This is a genomic window from Sutcliffiella horikoshii (genome assembly GCF_019931755.1).
Lineage (GTDB): Bacteria > Bacillota > Bacilli > Bacillales > Bacillaceae_I > Sutcliffiella_A > Sutcliffiella_A horikoshii_E.
Genome location: NZ_CP082918.1, coordinates 3289227 through 3308455 on the forward strand (window position 1 = coordinate 3289227; position 19229 = coordinate 3308455).

At 40.6% G+C, this 19229-nt stretch carries 14 protein-coding genes and 1 other annotated feature; of the genes, 5 read left to right on the top strand and 9 right to left on the bottom strand.

What is annotated here, in order from left to right; all coding sequences use genetic code 11:
• Nucleotide 1: 1 nt before the first annotated feature.
• Nucleotides 2-1693: a septation ring formation regulator EzrA gene (gene ezrA, locus K7887_RS16835; RefSeq protein WP_223490726.1), complete on the bottom strand. Its 1692-nt coding sequence runs from the start codon at nucleotides 1691-1693 to the stop codon at nucleotides 2-4.
• Between the two features lie 220 nt (nucleotides 1694-1913).
• Here ezrA and hisJ point away from each other — a divergent pair, with 220 nt between their 5' ends.
• Nucleotides 1914-2717: a histidinol-phosphatase HisJ gene (hisJ, locus tag K7887_RS16840; RefSeq protein WP_223490728.1), complete on the top strand. Its 804-nt coding sequence runs from the start codon at nucleotides 1914-1916 to the stop codon at nucleotides 2715-2717.
• Between the two features lie 261 nt (nucleotides 2718-2978).
• On the opposite strand, the gene refZ is transcribed toward hisJ, so the two are convergent.
• Entirely contained in the window at nucleotides 2979-3608 is a 630-nt protein-coding gene (gene refZ / locus K7887_RS16845; protein ID WP_223490730.1) for a forespore capture DNA-binding protein RefZ, read from the bottom strand.
• 152 nt (nucleotides 3609-3760) lie between these two features.
• Here refZ and K7887_RS16850 point away from each other — a divergent pair, with 152 nt between their 5' ends.
• Entirely contained in the window at nucleotides 3761-4249 is a 489-nt protein-coding gene (locus K7887_RS16850) for a GAF domain-containing protein (protein WP_223493681.1), read from the top strand.
• A 50-nt stretch (nucleotides 4250-4299) separates the two neighbouring features.
• Here K7887_RS16850 and megL read toward each other — a convergent pair whose 3' ends face one another.
• From megL to K7887_RS16865, 3 genes are all read right to left on the bottom strand, one after another.
• Nucleotides 4300-5487, bottom strand: coding sequence for a methionine gamma-lyase (gene megL / locus K7887_RS16855; RefSeq protein ID WP_223490731.1), 1188 nt, complete (start codon nucleotides 5485-5487; stop codon nucleotides 4300-4302).
• A gap of 151 nt (nucleotides 5488-5638) precedes the next feature.
• Nucleotides 5639-7444, bottom strand: coding sequence for a sensor domain-containing diguanylate cyclase (locus K7887_RS16860; protein WP_223490733.1), 1806 nt, complete (start codon nucleotides 7442-7444; stop codon nucleotides 5639-5641).
• 70 nt (nucleotides 7445-7514) lie between these two features.
• Nucleotides 7515-8135: a hypothetical protein gene (locus K7887_RS16865; RefSeq protein ID WP_223490735.1), complete on the bottom strand. Its 621-nt coding sequence runs from the start codon at nucleotides 8133-8135 to the stop codon at nucleotides 7515-7517.
• 336 nt (nucleotides 8136-8471) lie between these two features.
• Here K7887_RS16865 and rpsD point away from each other — a divergent pair, with 336 nt between their 5' ends.
• A complete protein-coding gene (gene rpsD / locus K7887_RS16870) occupies nucleotides 8472-9074 on the top strand; it encodes a 30S ribosomal protein S4 (protein WP_223490737.1) in 603 nt (200 codons plus the stop codon).
• Nucleotides 9075-9119: 45 nt separating this feature from the next.
• Here the strand turns inward: rpsD and K7887_RS16875 are convergent, their stop codons facing one another.
• Both K7887_RS16875 and tyrS read right to left on the bottom strand, forming a co-directional pair.
• Nucleotides 9120-9785: a GNAT family N-acetyltransferase gene (locus K7887_RS16875; RefSeq protein ID WP_223490739.1), complete on the bottom strand. Its 666-nt coding sequence runs from the start codon at nucleotides 9783-9785 to the stop codon at nucleotides 9120-9122.
• Between the two features lie 334 nt (nucleotides 9786-10119).
• Nucleotides 10120-11379, bottom strand: a complete 1260-nt coding sequence (gene tyrS, locus K7887_RS16880) for a tyrosine--tRNA ligase (RefSeq protein ID WP_223490741.1) — start codon at nucleotides 11377-11379, stop codon at nucleotides 10120-10122.
• A gap of 229 nt (nucleotides 11380-11608) precedes the next feature.
• Nucleotides 11609-11841, bottom strand: a binding site (T-box leader).
• 158 nt (nucleotides 11842-11999) lie between these two features.
• Here tyrS and K7887_RS16885 point away from each other — a divergent pair.
• Nucleotides 12000-14960 (top strand): transglycosylase domain-containing protein, encoded by a 2961-nt coding sequence (locus K7887_RS16885; RefSeq protein ID WP_223490743.1) that lies wholly within the window; start codon nucleotides 12000-12002, stop codon nucleotides 14958-14960.
• Between the two features lie 61 nt (nucleotides 14961-15021).
• Here K7887_RS16885 and K7887_RS16890 read toward each other — a convergent pair whose 3' ends face one another.
• On the bottom strand, nucleotides 15022-16245 hold the full coding sequence (locus K7887_RS16890; RefSeq protein ID WP_223490744.1) for an MFS transporter: 1224 nt from the start codon (nucleotides 16243-16245) through the stop codon (nucleotides 15022-15024).
• 387 nt (nucleotides 16246-16632) lie between these two features.
• The gene (gene acsA, locus K7887_RS16895; RefSeq protein ID WP_223490745.1) at nucleotides 16633-18351 is read right to left on the bottom strand and encodes an acetate--CoA ligase; all 1719 of its coding nucleotides are present in this window, start codon (nucleotides 18349-18351) and stop codon (nucleotides 16633-16635) included.
• 231 nt (nucleotides 18352-18582) lie between these two features.
• Here acsA and K7887_RS16900 point away from each other — a divergent pair, with 231 nt between their 5' ends.
• Nucleotides 18583-19215 (top strand): GNAT family N-acetyltransferase, encoded by a 633-nt coding sequence (locus tag K7887_RS16900; RefSeq protein ID WP_223490746.1) that lies wholly within the window; start codon nucleotides 18583-18585, stop codon nucleotides 19213-19215.
• Nucleotides 19216-19229 lie beyond the last annotated feature (14 nt).

A 19229-nucleotide genomic window follows, 5' to 3' on the forward strand; every position in this document is an offset into this window, starting at 1 on the left:
GTTAACTTTCCTTTTCAAGTACTTTTTCTATTTTCTTCAATACACCTGGTTCTACCTTTTCTAGCGAAGTAGCCGCTTCTTCCAAAGCATTCTTATATTCATAATTTCTGAATAACTGCTCTGCCTCTACCAAACTTTCATGAATGGAAGGATGTTTGCTTCGATATCGATTTCCATACTGTATGACACTTTCCGCCAAGTAGGCATGATCAAGGATTTCCAGTGCTTCTTCATGGCATTTTCCAACACTTGTCACAGCTTCATAAAGCACCGTATTCACTTCCACGATATTTAACGGTTTTTCTTCCAATTTCCCCGTTACAGCCTTCAACTGATCATTGGCCAAAGATAGCTCTTGATATACGCTTTTTGGCAACCCAGGGATATTACTTTTCTCTATGGAACGTTTTACTTCAAACAACATTTTTCTTAAGGAGTTCAACTGCTCTCTTGCCGCCATTTCATCCTTACGCAATGCCATCAAACTTTCTGTATATTGTTGATGGATTTCCTGAAGAGAGTTGATTTGCTCACAGATGTCCTCCAACTCTTCTTTCAATATGCTGAAGGCAATGGTCTGATCAAGAAGGTGGCCACTGAGTTTCTCATAACGATCATTGAGTGCGAGCATGGATTCTTCTATTTTCTGTTGCGTTTGAATGTCTTCCTGTTGAAGCTGATAGCTTTCCTGCACCACATAGGTTTCTTGCTTTGTCTTTTCACTCGCAGATGATAAAGCGATTAGGATAGCTTCAACAGATGGAAGTTCTTTTACGACATAGTGTTTTGCCAAGACTTCTTTTTCAATCTGATCATATAGCTCATCCATTTCCGCTTTAATAAGTTCAATTCCTTCTTTTGCCTCTAAAGCTTTAGTTTCCATGAGCAACTTCGTAGACTGCTTCAGTTTATCTTGGAGGCTAGCAATGCTTTTTTCCAGGTTTACATGATCAAGGATGTACCCTTCCGCAAGCATTTCCTTATAGCCCGTTTCCACTTCGGCAAGCTGACTAGGAATGACAGACTGACATTCAATCAAGAGTCCTGGAATATTTTCTAGCTTTATTTCAAAACCTTCTAATTCCTTTTCAATTCTCGCAATTAACTCTCTGGCAACTAAATAATCCCCGTTGGATATCGATTGATTAAATTCTGCGAAAAGCTGTTGAATCTGTTCCAGTTCTTTCTCCAATAAAGGGGTGGTGCTTCCATATTGATGGCGTTGATTCAGCAGCTGCTTTTTAAAATCAGAATATTTCCCTTCCAATTTTTCATTTTCTTCAGCACTTTTTGCTTGGCTGCCGATCAGTTCATCCAACTCGTCATAAATAGCTTTAATTTTCAATTCAATATCTTGAAGTTTGCTGTCAGCAATCGACAACACATCTTTTGCTTTTTTGAAACGATATTTATCTACGAAATCTTCTGCATCAAAGAGGTATTCTTCGATATTTACAAGTTCTGTCGATAAAATATTGTCCCATTGATAGCGCCAGTTCTCAAAAAGCTGTTCTGTCTGACCAGTCATGTTCAAATCTTTCACTTTGGAAAGTTCTTCTGATACTGGTTTGTTCATGATCGATATTTTCCAGTTTTCTAAGCGGTCCACTTCTTGATAAATTTTCTTTCTCCTAACAAAACTGATGCTGATAAAAATAACTACTAGTGCTAAAATCCCAATAATATATTCCATACCTAGTCCCCTTCTACCCGGATGGTGGTTCCTGTCTTCTATGTACATTTTTCATCTTAATCCATGATTCATATATGTATAAAAAAGCTAAATGGGTCGATATATATTCCACGCCCATTTTATTTATATTTCAATGTTTTTATGATACCATGTAAACGACATTTTTTGACCAATATTTTTAATTTTTTTACATATTTCTTCTAGTATCGGAGGGTTTTTCTTGATTATCGACAAACATGTCCATACCCCCTATTGTCCGCATGGTAGCACAGATACGATAGAAAAGTATATTAAACAAGCTTTACAACTAAAATACAAAGAAATTTCCTTTACAGAACATGCCCCACTACCGAAGTCTTTTATCGACCCAGCCCCTGACAGGGATAGTGCAATGGAGTGGGTAAGCATTCCTGCCTATATGGAAGAATTGAAGAAATTGAAATCCTATTACTCATCTGCCATAAAAATCAACATCGGACTGGAAGTTGACTATATTGATGGATATGAAAAAGAAACAAGTGAAATGTTAGGAGAACTGGGACCGCTTTTGGATGACAGCATATTGTCTGTTCACTTTCTGAAAAAAGAAGAGTCGTATTATTGCTTGGATTTCAGTGAAGATGAGTTTGAAAGAATTATCGGGGTTTTCGGAGGCCTTTCCGCTGTTTATGAATCTTATTTCTCTACTCTCTTAACATCTATTAACTGTGACCTAGGCCCATACAAACCGAAAAGAATCGGTCATATTACGCTGGTGGAAAAGTTCAAAAAACGCTTTCCTCACACGAAACCGATTCAGGAGTATACCGACCCTATCTTAGATGCCATCGCCCTAAAGGGGTACGAACTGGACTATAATGGAGCAGGATTTGTCAAACCTTTATGTGAAGATTCCTATCCCCCATTATCCATTGCAAAACAAGCCAAAAAAAGAAAAATCCCCCTCGTGTTCGGATCCGACGCACACACAGCAAAGGGATTGGGCCAAGGGTATGAATTCATTGATAAAGAGTTATTGACTTGATTAAATAACCATGTTGATCTGAGCGGAAGGCGCGAAGACTCCTTGAAAATGATGATTTCGAGCTGTGGATTGGAGCAAAAGGCGAAGACTCCAGCGGGGGAGTAGCGACAATGTTGAGACCCCGCAGGGCGTAGCCCGAGGAGGCTCAAGGTCGCCCCGCGGAAAGCGAAGCCATTTGCGGAAATCAACAGCGGTGTCTAAACGCTATCCGCCCGTGGAAAGCGAAGCGCCTGCAGCGAAGATCAACAGTCAGTGGGAATTTTATAATGCAATTTTCTCCAGCTGCTCCTGCTCCACAAAAACAGACTGCTCCAACCACTGAACAATCACCTTCTCATACTGATCCACAGCCGACGTCTCATACGGCATAATATGCCAAACCTCCGCCAAATACTGACACTGCAAAAAAGGCGTACTAATCATGCTCTTTAATTGCATCACAGACATCAAAACAGAAGGAACATGAAACTCCTTCTTTTTATGCCCTTTTTCCAATATCGCTTTAAAGTAATACTTCTCCTTCGTTAAATACGTAGACATGATTTCCCTGACAAGGGTAGTGTCAAATGTTAGTTCCCTATAAACGTATCTTGCCAATTGACGATTCTCTCGATGAAACTGCATGGATCTCTCCACACACTCCAACAGGCATTCCTTTGCAGTGTATGTGGACATTTTTTTGTAGACTTTTTCTAATATGGAAACGTACTGATCAAAGAAGCTGGATAAGAGATGTTCTTGCAGACCTGCTTTATTATCAAAATAATAGGAGATGTGCCCCACGTTCACATTCGCTTTCTTAGCAAGTTCCCGTACAGAGGTTCCATCATACCCTTTTGTATTAAATAGAATGATTGCGGCATCAATGATTCTTTGCTTTGTCTTTTCCATCTTCTTCACCCTTTCTGGTGATTTCGATTCTTAATTATTGATTTCGTGAAGATGAACGTATATCCTTTTATTAAATGTCGACAACTTCATTAGGTATTCTACTTTTGTTGTTGTTTTTCCACAATTAGTCATGAAAATGCGAGGGGATTATGATGTTTCAAGTCGAAAACTATAAAGGTACAAGGGAAGAAAATTACGAACTTGTGCTAAAACAATTGCAAGCTCTCATTGCCGATGAGCCTAATTTCATTGCCAACCTTTCCAACGCGTCCGCTTTGTTAAATGTCTTTTTAACAGAAGTGAATTGGGTGGGCTTTTACTTAACAGATGAAACGAAACAAGACATGTTGGTATTAGGGCCGTTCCAAGGTCTACCTGCATGTGTAAGAATTCCATTTGGACGTGGTGTATGCGGAACAGCTGCATCATCCATGGAAACACAGCTTGTAGCAGATGTGCATGCTTTCCCGGGTCATATCGCTTGTGATGCAGCATCACAGTCTGAGATTGTTGTTCCTATGGTAGTAAATGGGAAGGTTATTGGGGTTCTTGATATTGACAGTCCGATCAAGGATCGTTTTGATGAGCTGGATAAAGTATATTTAGAGAAGTTTGTTTCTATTTTGCTTGCTGATGCATGATAAAAAGCGTCTAACCTTTAACACAGGGTTAGACGCTTTTTCTATGTTTCTTATAAACTATCTAATGCTTGTTTGAGATCTTGCCAGATGTCTTCTTTGCCTTCCAGGCCGACAGATAGGCGTAGTAGACTTTCTGTGATCCCCATCAGTTCTCGGTTTTCTTTTGGTACAACCGCATGGGTCATGGTAGCAGGGTGTTGAATCAATGTTTCGGCATCTCCTAAACTTACTGCAATTTTAATCAGCTGCAATTCATTTAATAGCCTTTGTGCTTCTTCTTTTCCACCTTTAATGGTAAAAGAAATAAGCCCCCCGCCCTTTTTCATCTGTTTTTGCATGATAGGGTATGCTTCACTCTTTTTATCACCGGGATAGTAAACCTTCTCTACCATTGGATGTGCCTCTAATTGTTCAAAAACATATTCGGCATTATCACAATGACGGTCCAAGCGGACATGCAATGTTTTCAGGCCGCGAATGAGCAGCCACGCATCAAATGGAGACATGACGCCACCAATATCTTTCAAAGTTGTCATGGAGATTTCAGAAATCATCTCTTTGGAACCTACAATCAGTCCAGCGATAACATCCCCATGACCGCCGATGTATTTCGTCGCACTGTGGATAACAATATCACAACCAAGATCTAGTGGCTTCTGCAAATATGGAGAGCAGAATGTGTTATCAACAACTACCTTAATATTTTTCTCTTTAGCTATGGAAACAATAAGTTCCAAATCTATTAATGCCATGGTTGGATTAATCGGTGTTTCCACATAGATGCAAGTCGTCTCCGGTTGGATGGCTTCTCTGATTTCAGATTCTGTCTGCATCGTACAAAAGCTATGTGACACATTATATTTATCTTTCAATAATTGTAATAAGCCAAAAGTACATCCATAAATTCCTTGTGAACAAAGAATATGGTCGTTACTTTTCGTTAATGCAATCAATACAGCGGACACTGCTGCCATTCCCGATCCGAAGGCAAGGCCCGCTTCTCCGTTTTCAAGGGCCGCTATCCGCTCTTCCAGCATTTTTACCGTTGGATTTCCAAGTCTTGAATAAATGTAGCCTTCTTCTTCCCCTGCAAACCTGTTTTCCCCTTGTTGTGCCGTTTGAAAGGAAAAGGTAGAAGTTTGAAAGATTGGCGGTGCCAAGCTTCCCTGATAAATGGAACTATCATATCCATGATGTATAACTTCCGTCTCAAACTGCTGTTTATTCTGCTTATCCATAAAAAATTCTCCCTTCCAATTTCCCATCCATTACTAGCATATGGCAAACAACAGAAAAATGAAAGCGTTTTCTTTAAAGGGTAGTAAAATTAGTTATAGGATAAAGAACCCTTCATCTGTGACAGGTGAAGGGCTTGGAAATAGATTAATATCAGCTTTTGACTTTTTGACTTATTTCAGAAGAATCTTCTATACACAATTGATCTTTCCCTTGATCCTTCGCTTTATAAAGGGCATAATCTGCTCTGTGAAAAAGATCCCTCGGCGAATCCTGTGTATTCTTGCTCCAAAAGGAAATGCCGCAGGAAACCGTAACTCCTGGGTCAGTCTCTTCTCTAATCTTTTCTATGATTCTAACGACTATACTCTCCCCCAGATTTATATCTACTTTCGGTAAATATATTGCGAGCTCTTCTCCACCCCATCTTGCTCCGATATCGGTCTCTCTGATATTTGCTTTAATAATATTGGCAACCTGAATGAGGATTTTATCACCTATTTGATGACCATATGTATCGTTCACAATTTTAAAGTCATCGATATCCAAGAGGATGAATGTACCAAAGGAGTCATTTTTCATCGATTTCTTAATTTTATCATCCAAATATTTTCGGGAATAAAGTTTTGTCAGATAATCCGTTATCACGTATTTCTCCAACTCTTCTCGTAACATGGAGTTATTAAATGCCAAAGTCGAATGGTGAATAAGTGACTGCAACAGCTTAAATTGTTCAAAGCTGAAAAAATACGGCAAGGGATGTGTCACTACACAGGCTCCTTTGCCTCCATTAGGTATGAGCATGGGGATCACCATACAAGAACAGAAAGGAAGGTCCGATAAACGTTTATGTACTCGAAGATCTCCGATAAAGAGCGGCTCCCCATCAGAATATAAAAACTCTTTCATATGTGTAAGATACTCTTTCATATCGCTTTGCTGAAAAAATTCTGTTGAACCTGGCAAAATCTCCATGCCTTTCTCTTGATAAAAGACAAATGCTACTTCTTTTGCCTGAAAGGACTGGAGAATCTTTTTGACCATAAAAGAGGTCACTTCGGTCAGCCTTAAGTTCGTATTCAATTGGTGGGAGGTCTCGTTAATCAGTTGCAAATCGGTTATAACCTGCTTGGATTGCTCATAAAGTTGCGTATTCTCAAGCGCTGCTCCGGTCGCATCCGCTAGTAATTTAATAAACTTTATTTCTGATTCAGGAAGTGTAGCAGCATCTAAAGAGATAATTTGCATGACACCATATACCCCTTGCCCACCTTTTATAGGGATATAGATATTTGCTCTTCTATCTTTGATGCAGTTCTCATATTGAACCTCGCCTGTCACATAGGCATTCATCGCACACATATTGGTATCATCAAAATCCAATTTTTTTATGGGCAAGTGTTTTAAGTCATCATTATCTGAAGTTAACAAGAGGAGATAAGAAAAGTCCTCATACATTCTTTGCAACAGTTTAATCACTTCAGATAAGATCGCGTCCACCTTCATCGCCGAATGAAACTTCGAAGTGATGGTATACAATTCCTCATATTGTTTTTCTTCGTATCTTTTGTGTATGTATTGATTATAATGTTGAAATATAATTGAGAGTTCTTTTGACATTTGATTGAAGCTATCTAATGGAAGAGGTACAGGAGAAAGAAAATGCAGGTCGATTTTGCCGATTGCATATTCCTCATCAAAAAGAGGAATGACCACATTTTCCATGTTACTACCTTCACTTGAAGAGATAGTATAGGAAACTGCCTGCTCACAAATAAGAGATTGCTTTTGTGAAAGAAGGTTTCCTTCCAACGTTACAATTGCCTGCTCTGCTTGAAGTTCTTCTTTCAATAACAGTTGTAACTGTGTGAGAAAGGTAGTTTGTGTAAGATTGGAAGACGAAAGGAAAAAATCAAATATTCTGCTCTTAATTTCTAGCATTTTGTTATTGGATTCCATTTTTTTCACCTTTTACATTACTTATTACCTATATTATAACGGTAACAGGTAACAATTTCCTAGTATTATTTTACGGAACTAATAAAATCGTGTCTTTTTCAAACATAACAAACCAAAGATCTTTTTGTTCAGAAAGCCGAACAACGGATATGGGTTCTTCATTAAGTTCCTTTTTTAGCACTGTACCATCTTCATTATGAATCTGTAGTTCATACTGTTTTGAATCAACTTCATTTATATCTACTGAAAATGTTGGCTGTTCCTTGCTGATATTTTTTTCTTCCCGTTTTACTTGCTCTAGTTGTGAATCATAATAAGTCCAGCTGTTATCTTCGGTCTTCAACCAAACTCCATCCGAGACTTCATCTCGCTTTATATCGGTTGGAGCATCTTCTAAATTCATGGCGAACTGGGTTTCAAAGCGATAGTTACTCGCTACGTCTACTTCATATATAATCAGCATTGGTTGACTTTCATGTTCTTTCACCATGGCTAGCTTTGGTGCGTTATGTTGTTCATTGATTTCTTGGAGAACGACAGCCATCTGTTTCACCTGATTCTTTTCTGGTTGAACAATAGCCTGCTCGTCGGTTGGAGTATATTGACTTACAAATAGATAAAGCGTTACCGCGGCAATCGCTGAAATAATGCTGAATCGGATCATTTTTTCCTTGCCTGTTTCTTTATACATCTTCATTCCACCTTGATATAATTCTGAAAAAATTATATCATAAACATCTGCTACTTTATCCTATTTAATAGTCCGCAATTTTTTAAAGTCCCCAACCTTTTCTAAACTATCCTTGACTTCTTATCCATTTTTCCGATATAATAGCCTTTGTGTAAAATATTGCAGCCTATGTGGTATGCTATGTTGATTCATTCTGTTCCCCGTAACACGTTTACGGAGGTGTATCGTGTAACTCTTTGCTGCAGAGCGAGGATACATGAAAACAAAATGGTCAAGTAGATGAGTCGCATCTGTTATTATTTTACAACAAATAATAACACGAAGGAGGAGTCATTCATGGCTCGTTATACAGGTCCAAGTTGGAAACTCTCTCGCCGTCTAGGCATTTCATTAAGCGGTACAGGTAAAGAATTAGAAAAGCGTCCTTACGCACCAGGACAACACGGTCCTAACCAACGTAAAAAGCTTTCTGAGTACGGCTTACAATTACAAGAAAAACAAAAATTACGTCACATGTACGGCGTAAATGAGCGTCAATTCCGTAGCATTTTCGATGCTGCTGGTAAAATGCAAGGTAAACACGGTGAAAACTTCATGATTCTTTTAGAATCTCGTTTAGACAACCTAGTTTACCGTTTAGGTCTTGCTCGCACTCGTCGTGGAGCTCGTCAATTAGTTAACCACGGTCACATCACGGTTGATGGATCTCGCGTAGACATCCCATCTTTCCGCGTTAAGCCTGGTCAAGTAATCGGAGTTCGCGAAAAGTCTCGCAACCTAAGCTCTGTTAAGGAATCTGTAGAAGTAAACAACTTCGTACCAGAATACCTAACTTTCACTGCTGACGCTTTAGAAGGTACGTTCACTCGTTTACCTGAGCGCTCTGAATTAGCTGCTGAAATCAATGAAGCACTAATCGTTGAGTTCTACTCTCGTTAATAGTGATGACCTAGAAAACAGGACGGAATTTTCCGTCCTGTTTTTTTATTGCCTAAAAGGGTTTTTCCATTCCATCAAGGTGGCATGGTTGCGTGAGTCTGCGTCTTCGAGATAGTTTTTGACCACTTTTACAGGGGTTCGTCCACAGTGTAAGAGGAATGTAATGACGGGATCTTTGATGTCGCCGTTAACCACTTTTTCCAGGTAGCCTTCTGCTGACATCTCATCCTCATATTTATGGTAGTGCGGCATTCTTCCTCCACCCAGTAAGCGGTCCATCTTATGCTGAATAACCACTTCAAACATAGATTGCATCAACCACTTCCCAAGTCCAAGCTTCCTGTAAGTTGGACTTACGCTAATATCCACCACATACAAAGTATTGCCATCGGGTACGTGGTTTCGGATGTAGCCGTTATCCGTAATTTGTTCCCAGCTATGGTCTGGTTCCCCTGGAGTGTAATTCACACGCAAACCTGTCATGGATCCAGCAATTTTCCCAGCAATTTCTACACACAGTGCCCCTTCCGGAAACAAATCCACATGATTCTTCAGCTGTTCCTCACTCCACCACAGCTCTGACGGAAATGGTGGTGGAAAACATTCCTGCTGTACGCGGATCAGTTGTGCAAAGTCCTTTTCCTGATAATTTCGGATAACAGCTTTAACCGGCCTGTCTTGATCAAAAACATAAACTTCTTTTTGGAACAATACTAATCCCTCCTATCCACTATACAACTAAGTTTACCACCAATTTTTTCACGTTAGCTACCCCTGATGCCTTTAATGAGGACTCCTTTCACTTCATTTCCACGTCACGGATGTCTTCATATCGTCCATGAGGACCTCTCTCACTCCATTTCCACTTCACAGAGGTCTTCATCCCGTCTATGATGACGTCTCTCACTCCATTTCCACTTCACAGAGGTCTTCATCCCGTCTATGAAGACCACTCTCATCCGTTTCCAACCTCAATAAGGTCTTTACCTTGAAAGTTTGCACATGTAAAAAAAAGACTGCCCAAACGGACAGTCCTCACAAAAGATTAGTATTTAATAAGGAAGTATTTTTTCTTTCCTCTTCTTACAACAGTAAATTGCCCCTCAATGCGGTCGCTCTCACCTAACACATAAGCAAGTTCCTGAACCTTCTCTCCATTAATGGAAATAGCACCGTTCGTAATATCCTCACGCGCTTGACGCTTGGAAGGTGCAATTTTACTTGCAACCAGCAGTTCCACTAATGCAAGTTGCTCGTCATTTTCCACTGTAAAAGAAGGCACATCTGCAAAGCCTTGTTTAATTTCATCAGCAGAAAGTTCAGAGATGGATCCGCTGAACAATGCTTTAGAAATGCGGATTGCCTGCTCTAAAGCAGCCTCTCCATGCACCAACTTCGTAACTTCTTCTGCAAGACGTTTATGTGCAGAACGTTTTTCCGGTGCTTCTTGCAGTTCTTTTTCAAGCTCCAAGATCTCAACGCGCGACAAGAACGTAAAGAATTTCAAGTATTTCACCACGTCACGGTCATCTGTATTGATCCAGAATTGGTAGAACTCGTATGGAGAAGTTTTCTCGCGATCTAACCAGATTGCGCCGCCTTCTGTTTTACCAAATTTCGTGCCATCCGCTTTTGTCACAAGTGGAATCGTCAGACCAAATGCTTTGGCATTTTCCTCAGATTTACGGATTAGCTCCATTCCTGCAGTGATATTCCCCCATTGGTCGCTTCCACCAATTTGAAGCTTACAATTTTGACCTCTGTATAAATGCAAGAAGTCCAAGGATTGAAGAATCATGTAACTGAATTCCGTGTAAGAGATACCAGATTCAATTCGAGATTGTACGGAATCTTTTGCAAGCATGTAATTAAGACCAAAGTTCTTTCCAACATCACGGAGGAAAGAGATAACATTCATTTCCCCAATCCAGTCATGGTTGTTCGCAATCACTGCTGGGTTTTCTGTGGCTGTGAAATCCAAGAACTGAGAAAGCTGTCCTTTGATTCGGTTGGACCATTCGACAACGATGTCGGATGTATTCAAAGTACGTTCCGCTTTCTTTCCACTTGGATCTCCGATTAATCCAGTTGCTCCCCCAACCAACGCAATTGGATGGTGACCTGCCTGCTGGAATCTTCTCAAAGTAAGAATCGGCAGCAGATGTCCGATATGCAAACTGTCCCCTGTCGGATCAAAACCAGAGTACAACTTCACCTTTTCCTCCGATAAAAGCTTCGTTAATCCCTCTTCATCCGTAACCTGATTCACTAACCCTCTAAACTGCAAATCCTCTAATAAACTCATAGTAATATCTCCTTTTTATGGTTATTGATTAAATAAAATTAAATAGATTTCGCAGCTGATGCTCGGAGCAAACGGCGTAGACTCCAGCGGGAGAGTAGCGACAATGTTGAGACCCCGCAGGCTTGCCGAGGAGGCTCAAGGTCGCCCCGCGGAAAGCGAAGCCATTTGCGGAGAGCATCAGCGGTGTTAAGCAGTAACTAAACACAAAAAAACCCATCCCTCCTGTAAAAGAAGGGACGAGTTTATACGCGGTACCACCCTAATTGAAAAGCAACACAAAGCTGCTTTCCCACTCAAAAATGTAACGGTTCTCACCGTCTCCTGCTACTAAGCCCAAATGCGGCTGTTCCCAAAAGATGCTCGAGGAGGTAATTCATCCAAACAGGTGTACTGATTCTCACCAACCATCAGCTCTCTTTAAGCATGCCTATTTGTACTACTTATTCCTGTCTTAGCGCATTCTATAACTAATCAAAAATTTATATAAAGTCTTTTTACCATAAAAAAGAGTAACATGTCAACATAAACATGAAGAAAATTTTGGAAGAAAACAAAAAGTTTGTCGCTATAAAACCTCAATATGCTATAATTAGTATGATTTGCCGGGGGGTAGATAAAATATGTCAAACTACGACAAGTTCAAAGAAAAATCACAGACCTTTTTTCAATTTTTCATAAATAATAAGACGAAAAAAGGCGCCAACATTACATATTTAGTAGTGTGGAATCTCATTCTTGTTTTTCTCGTTATCGGCGTGATCGGCGTATCATTCGCTGGCGGTGCAGGTGCAGGTTATTTCGCAGCACTAGTCAAAGAAGAACCGGTTCGTTCTTACGAAGATTTGAGAAAAAACATTTACAACTACGAAGAATCTACAGAAATGTATTTTGCAAACGACGTTTATTTAGGAAAATATCGTGCAGATCTACTTCGTGAAGAAGTGTCCCTGGATAACGTTTCTGAGCATTTAATTAACGCACTAGTTTCAACTGAAGATGAGTACTTCTATGAACATGAAGGAGTCGTTCCAAAAGCGATTGTCCGTGCCGTTGTTCAAGAAGTAACAAACTCCGCCAACCAAACGGGTGGTAGTACGTTGACTCAACAGTTGATCAAGAATCAAATTTTAACAAATGATGTTTCTTTTGACCGAAAAGCAAAGGAAATTCTCCTTGCCCTACGATTAGAGAACTATTTCTCTAAAGAAGAAATACTTGAAGCCTACCTAAATGTTTCTCCTTTTGGTAGAGATTCAAACGGCAGAAATATTGCCGGAGCTCAAACTGCAGCAGAAGGGATCTTCGGCGTGGATATCAGCGAATTGTCCATTCCACAAGCTGCCTTTATAGCCGGACTCCCACAAAGTCCTTTTGCCTATACTCCTTTTACTCGTGCAGCAGAAGTGAAAACTCCAGAAGGACTGGAACCAGGTCTGGATAGAATGCGATATGTACTTCACCGAATGCATGAAATGGGGCATATTGATGATAAACAGTATGAAGAAGCTCTTGCTTATGACATCACAAAAGATCTAGCAGAGCCTACCAGTAGTGCCATTGAAGAATACCCTTATGTTGCATTTGAAATTGAAGAACGCGCACAAGAAATTATCGCAGAGCAACTGGCGCTTAACGACGGTTATGAGCAAGAAGAATTGGATAACAATGAAGAGTTGCTTAGAGAATATTTACAGTTGGCCGATACAACGCTTAGACAAAAAGGCTATGTTATTAAGACAACGATAGATAAAGAAATTTATTCAAAAATGAGACAGATTACTCAGGAGTTTCCTTACTTCGACAGAACTCTTCAATATTCATATGAAGAAGAAATAGATCCAGATACCAATGAGTTAGTAAAAAGAAATGCTGAGCAAGTTGGTGCCTTATTAATGGATAACAAAACTGGTGCAATTATCAGTTTTGTTGGAGGACGAGACTTCACACTGAAGGATCTGAACTTTGCAACCAACACATGGCGTCATAACGGTTCTACGATGAAGCCTTTACTTGGATATGCACCTGCATATGAAATGGGAACACTGCAACCGGGTAGTATACTTGCAGATACACCGTTAACTGTAAATATACCTGGTCAAAGACCGTGGTCACCGAACAACTGGAATAACACATTCAATGGACTTCAAACAGTTCGTGAATCTGTAGCATTATCACACAACTTAGCTGCAATACGAGGTTATATGGAAATACTTCCACAAAGACCGATGGAATATTTATACAAACAAAACTTTAAAAAACTGACACAAGGAGACGCTGAAAATATTTCAGCAGTTCTTGGTTCACCGTCTGTCGGTGTTAGTGTAGAAGAAAATACAGCAGGCTACGTAACATTCGCAAATGGTGGAAATTACGTTGAACCATATCTAATCGAGAGTATTAAAACGAAAGACGGCGAGGTCATCTATGAGCATAAAGTGGAACCTAAGGAAATTTATTCTCCACAAACAGCTTATTTAATGATTGATACTATGCGCGATACTTTTAGAAAAGGTACTGCTGGTCCAGCAAGAGACTACTTGCAATTCAGCTCAGACTGGGCAGGGAAAACTGGTACAACACAGGACACCCATGATATTTGGATGATGGGATCTAACCCGAATATTACCTTTGGGCTATGGATGGGTTATGATGAACGAGTAGAATTAAGAACCCTTACTGATTATCGAACCCCTACCAAGAGAAGTCAATTACTATGGGCACAGCTTCTAAACGGTGCCTATGATATCAACCCTGAATTAATTGGCCCTTCCGGACAGTTCCAAATGCCAGGCGGAATCGTTCGCCGCAGCTATTGTAAGCTGTCAGGATTGCTACCATCCGCTCTTTGCCAAAAAGCAGGACTAGTTGGAGAAGATATTTTCAATGCAAAATATGCTCCAACGAAAACAGATGATAGCTTAACAACAGGTAAATATGTTCGAATTGGGGACGTTGCTTATGCACCTTTAAGTTCAACTCCATCCGAATTTGTTAAAGAAGGTCCGATGATTAAGCCGGATTTCTTGAAGAAACTTCAACTGGATAGTTTGGAAGAACTCGCTAAGTATATGAAAGATAAAAGCATCTTTGATGGACTAACGGTGCTTTCAGACGATCCTCTTCCAGCTAACGGTTCGGCACCAAAACAAGTTGGTGGTGTCAACGTATCCGGTTCCACTTTAACGTGGTCCTCAAGCTCAGAAAGAGATGTGATTGGATATTACGTTTACTATAAAGCCAACAGCTCGAGTTCCGCTCGAAAAATTGCATCCGTGCAAGCTGGTGATAGCATGAGCACCAAGATCTCTCAAAAATCCGGTTTCTTCTATGTTACAGCCGTAAATGCTAGTGGAAAAGAATCATCTCCATCCAGCTCAGCTAAACTTGGAGATCCGGATAAAAAAGAAGAACCAAAACCTAAGCCAAAGCCAGACCCTAAGCCTAAGCCACCTTCCAATGGTGGGGGTAATGGAAACGGCAGTGGAAACGATGGTGGAGGTAATGACGACGGAGATGACGACGGCGACGATAACTCTACAGACCCACCACCAGATGATAGTGGAGACGACGGGGAAGATTGATTTTCGCTCCTAAACCACTTAAAAAGGCACTTGACCCTCGAAGGTCAAGTGCCTTTTACATTTACATCAATGCTTCTGCCTGCTTCTTTTTACTACTCCATATGGTTGCCGCAATAAGGACCGCAAGTGAAGTTGTGATAAGCGTTCCATGCAATATCCAAACCATTTGTGGCATAGTAAGAGCTTTTAACAGGATTGGTGCAACGATAAACCCAAGTGCAAAACCTAATGATTTCAGCAACATCCCTACCGCAAATACTCTTCCTCTTATGTAATTATCCGACTTCTGCAGTATGCTTGCATGTAAAGTGGTAAAACAAGCATCAAATATTCCTGTTAAAAAAGCAAAAAATAAAACAATGCTAACAAATGTATTTGATAAGAAGATTATAAAGCCAAGTGACATGAACATGGCCGATACGAAAAATACGGAATAGATTTTCTCACTTCTAATAATTTTTAGTTTAGGTATGGTGTACGTCGCAAGGACGGAACCGATTCCCCAAACTCCCCAAATCATTCCGTAATAGAAGCTTTGACGCTCCCCATCAATCTGTTCAGCCAATAAAGGAATCCCCAGATTATGCGAACTACCTGCAAAAGAACCAACCAGAAATACAACATTGATCGTGAGAAGCATTGGGGCTAACTTCAGGTAACGGTACACTTCTTTTGTATCCGTGAAAACAGACAAAATATTATTTCTAAACCCACTGACTAGCTCCCTGCTTTTCTTAGCTGTTGTAGCATCCCACTTCATTCTCCAAAGCACAAAACCAGATAACAAATATGTACCCGCATCAATCATCAACGTATACTTATATCCTAAAACTTCCGTAATAACCCCTGCACCAATAAAGCCAGTAACAAGGCTGATGGATGTCAATCTTGCAATAAGCGAGTTCGTTTCAATGATTTTGTCCTGGCCGAATATTTGCGGAACCTCCGCACTAAAACTAACCATAAAAAAGCTATTAATAAAACCAATTAAAGCTGATACCACAAGGATCATCATTGGATCTGGAAAAGGTATCAGTAACAGAATCAGCCCCGCCCTCAAGATATCCGTCACAAGCATGATGGTTTTTCTGTTCCACTTATCTGCCGCCACACCACTCACTAAACTTGCCAGAACTCCTCCGATTGTTCTAGCTGCCATCGTTGCAGCCAACCAGACAGGGCTCCCCGTCGCTGCATAAACCACGACATTTAATACAATTAAGTCCATAAAAGAACCAAAGTCGGATAATGCTTTTGTGTATAAAAATAATTTATGTTTTCCCATTGTGGTTTCCCCTAATCTCTATGTTCTGTATCTATAGTACTCTTGTTGGGGTTTATTTCGCAATACGAAATTTTAATAAGTCGGATATTTCTTTTATTTTTACCTTTCAACAGAAATGTTCGGTTTTTTACAGGTAGAGCTTCTACCACTTTTGTGAGACCTTCTACCATTTTGAGATAACCTTCTACAGCTTTTACGCTAGCTTCTACCTTTTAGAGCTAACCTTCTACCACTTTCACGAAATCTTCTACCTTTCAACAAAATTCGACACAATATGCCAACACACCAACATACCTGCCTCCCTCCCAATTTCCCAAAATCAAAATAAAAAACAACAACCCACCGCAAAACAAAACGGCAGGTTGCTGTTTATCCAAACTAAGCTCATTAATCTTCCATCGTCGACAAATCACCAGTAGGCAGGTCCAACTCCCACGCTTTCAACACGCGACGCATGATCTTCCCACTACGAGTCTTCGGAAGCTTGTCACGGAATTCGATTTCACGAGGTGCTGCATGTGCTGCAAGCCCGCGTTTAACGAACTGACGAATCTCTTCTTTGAGCTCGTCACTTGCTGTATATCCATCACGAAGCGCAACAAAAGCTTTAATGATCTCCCCGCGCACCGGGTCCGGTTTCCCAATAACTCCGGCTTCTGCAACAGCAGGGTGTTCGACAAGTTTGCTTTCCACTTCGAATGGTCCGACACGTTCACCGGATGTCATGATAACGTCATCGATGCGGCCTTGGAACCAGAAGTAGCCTTCTTCATCCATATAAGCTGAATCACCTGAAACATACCAATCTCCAGGCATAAAGTAGGACTCATACTTCTCTTTGTTGTTCCAGATTGTGTGCATCATGGACGGCCAACCTTTTTTGATAGCAAGATTACCCATGCGGTATGGAGGAAGTTCGTTTCCTTGATCGTCCACAATCGCCGCCTCTACTCCAGGAATAGGTTTGCCCATGGAGCCCGGCTTGATTTCCATTGCTGGATAGTTACAAATCAATTGTGCTCCTGTCTCGGTCATCCACCACGTATCATGGACACGCAAGTTGAACACTTTTACACCCCAACGGATTACTTCAGGATTTAATGGTTCGCCGACACTTAGAATATGACGAAGAGAAGATAGATCATACTTTTTCACTACTTCATCCCCTGCTCCCATCAACATACGAAATGCTGTTGGTGCACTGTACCATACAGATACGCCATAATCTTCAATGGTCTCATACCAAGCTTCTGGTCTGAAACGACCGCCAACGATAACATTGGATGCTCCTACAAGCCAAGGACCGAAGATACCGTATGCCGTTCCTGTTACCCAACCTGGGTCAGCGGTGCACCAGTACACATCTTCTTCTTTAAGGTCCAATACCCATTTAGCTGTTTGATAGTGCTGAACCATGGCATTATGGACATGCAGCACTCCTTTTGGCTTGCCAGTGGATCCGCTTGTATAATGAAGCACCAAGCCATCCGTCTTTTCCACCCATTCCACTTGAAGCTTTCTGCTTGCTTCCTTCATACGGGAGTTGAAATCGATGAAAGGTCCTTCTTCTTTCACATTTTCCCCTACTAGTACCACATGCTTCAGTGCAGGCAGGTCATCAAGAGGGATACGGTTTAGCAGTTCTGGTGTGGTGATGATTACTTTTGCTTCACTGTCTTCTAGGCGGTCTTTTACAGCGCCTTCCATGAATGCCTCAAACAATGGTCCGACAATCGCCCCAAGCTTGATCGCTCCAAGTGCTGCAAAATACAACTCAGGTGAACGCGGCATGAAAATAAAGACGCGGTCTCCCTTTTCCACATCGCAAGTCTGTTTCAAAATGTTACCTGCTTTGTTGGACATATCTTTCATTTCCTTGAACGTATATTTTTCATCACGTTCCGGATCACGGTAATATAGTGCTACTTTATTTTTTCGTGCTGATTCTGCGTGACGATCGATGGCTTCATGAGCAACATTCACTCTCCCCGTTTCGGAAAAACTGAAGTTCTTTTCTACCTCTGACCAGTCAAAATTTCGGTAGGTTTGTTCATAGTCTTCTAGATTGTAGTTCCCCTTCGTTACTGGTAACGCTTCCACTTTCATCCACAAACACCCCTTATGTATATTTCTACAGTTCTATTATAGTACAGATAGAATTTTTTCTCAATTTTTTAAAAATTAATAGTATTGCATGAATAATTTTGTTTTTTCTAGTAGACTAGAGGTAGAGTGAGATGAAAGCGTTTTAATTCACTTGTGTTTTTCTAGTTAAATGAGAAAATATAATTAGAAGATTACTAATATTCTTGTAGGTAAAAGTAGGTGGAGAGTTAGATGGAACACAGAAAAACGTATAATGCAAAGGAAATTAGAACGAAAAATAGCCGCTTGATCATTGAAGGACCAGTAACACCAGAGAAGCTGGCAAGCTATGAGTTTCATAAAGACCTTGTTGCATTTAGACCTCCGGAACAACAGCGTAAGGCCTTGATTGAAATTGCGGGCCTTCCAGAGGGAAGAATCATCATCGCAAGAACACACGATACAATTGTTGGCTATGTTACCTATCTCTATCCTGATCCGATGGAAAGATGGTCCGAGGGGAAAATGGAAAACCTTGTTGAACTTGGCGCCATTGAAGTAGTACCGGAAGTTCGCGGTAGTTCGGTTGGCAAATCGTTGCTTCAAGTTTCCATGATGGATGACATGATGGAAAACTATATTGTCATAACAACAGAATATTATTGGCACTGGGACCTAAAGGGAACAGGACTTAATGTTTGGGAGTATAGAAAGATAATGGAGAAAATGATGAATGCCGGCGGTTTGGAATATTATGCAACTGATGATCCTGAAATCAGTTCCCATCCTGCCAACTGTCTGATGGCCAGAATCGGTAAAAACATTGACCAGGAATCTATCCAGAGATTTGATCAACTGCGCTTTCACAACCGCTTTATGTACTAGCATATAATGTTTTA

Coding starts and splice junctions, on each gene's coding strand:
- refZ (WP_223490730.1), bottom strand. CDS start 3,608: ATGGAAAAGACAAAGCAAAGAATCATTGATGCCGCAATCATTCTATTT.
- ezrA (WP_223490726.1), bottom strand. CDS start 1,693: ATGGAATATATTATTGGGATTTTAGCACTAGTAGTTATTTTTATCAGC.
- K7887_RS16900 (WP_223490746.1), top strand. CDS start 18,583: ATGGAACACAGAAAAACGTATAATGCAAAGGAAATTAGAACGAAAAAT.
- K7887_RS16885 (WP_223490743.1), top strand. CDS start 12,000: ATGTCAAACTACGACAAGTTCAAAGAAAAATCACAGACCTTTTTTCAA.
- megL (WP_223490731.1), bottom strand. CDS start 5,487: ATGGATAAGCAGAATAAACAGCAGTTTGAGACGGAAGTTATACATCAT.
- K7887_RS16890 (WP_223490744.1), bottom strand. CDS start 16,245: ATGGGAAAACATAAATTATTTTTATACACAAAAGCATTATCCGACTTT.
- rpsD (WP_223490737.1), top strand. CDS start 8,472: ATGGCTCGTTATACAGGTCCAAGTTGGAAACTCTCTCGCCGTCTAGGC.
- tyrS (WP_223490741.1), bottom strand. CDS start 11,379: ATGAGTTTATTAGAGGATTTGCAGTTTAGAGGGTTAGTGAATCAGGTT.
- K7887_RS16860 (WP_223490733.1), bottom strand. CDS start 7,444: ATGGAATCCAATAACAAAATGCTAGAAATTAAGAGCAGAATATTTGAT.
- K7887_RS16865 (WP_223490735.1), bottom strand. CDS start 8,135: ATGTATAAAGAAACAGGCAAGGAAAAAATGATCCGATTCAGCATTATT.
- acsA (WP_223490745.1), bottom strand. CDS start 18,351: ATGAAAGTGGAAGCGTTACCAGTAACGAAGGGGAACTACAATCTAGAA.
- K7887_RS16850 (WP_223493681.1), top strand. CDS start 3,761: ATGTTTCAAGTCGAAAACTATAAAGGTACAAGGGAAGAAAATTACGAA.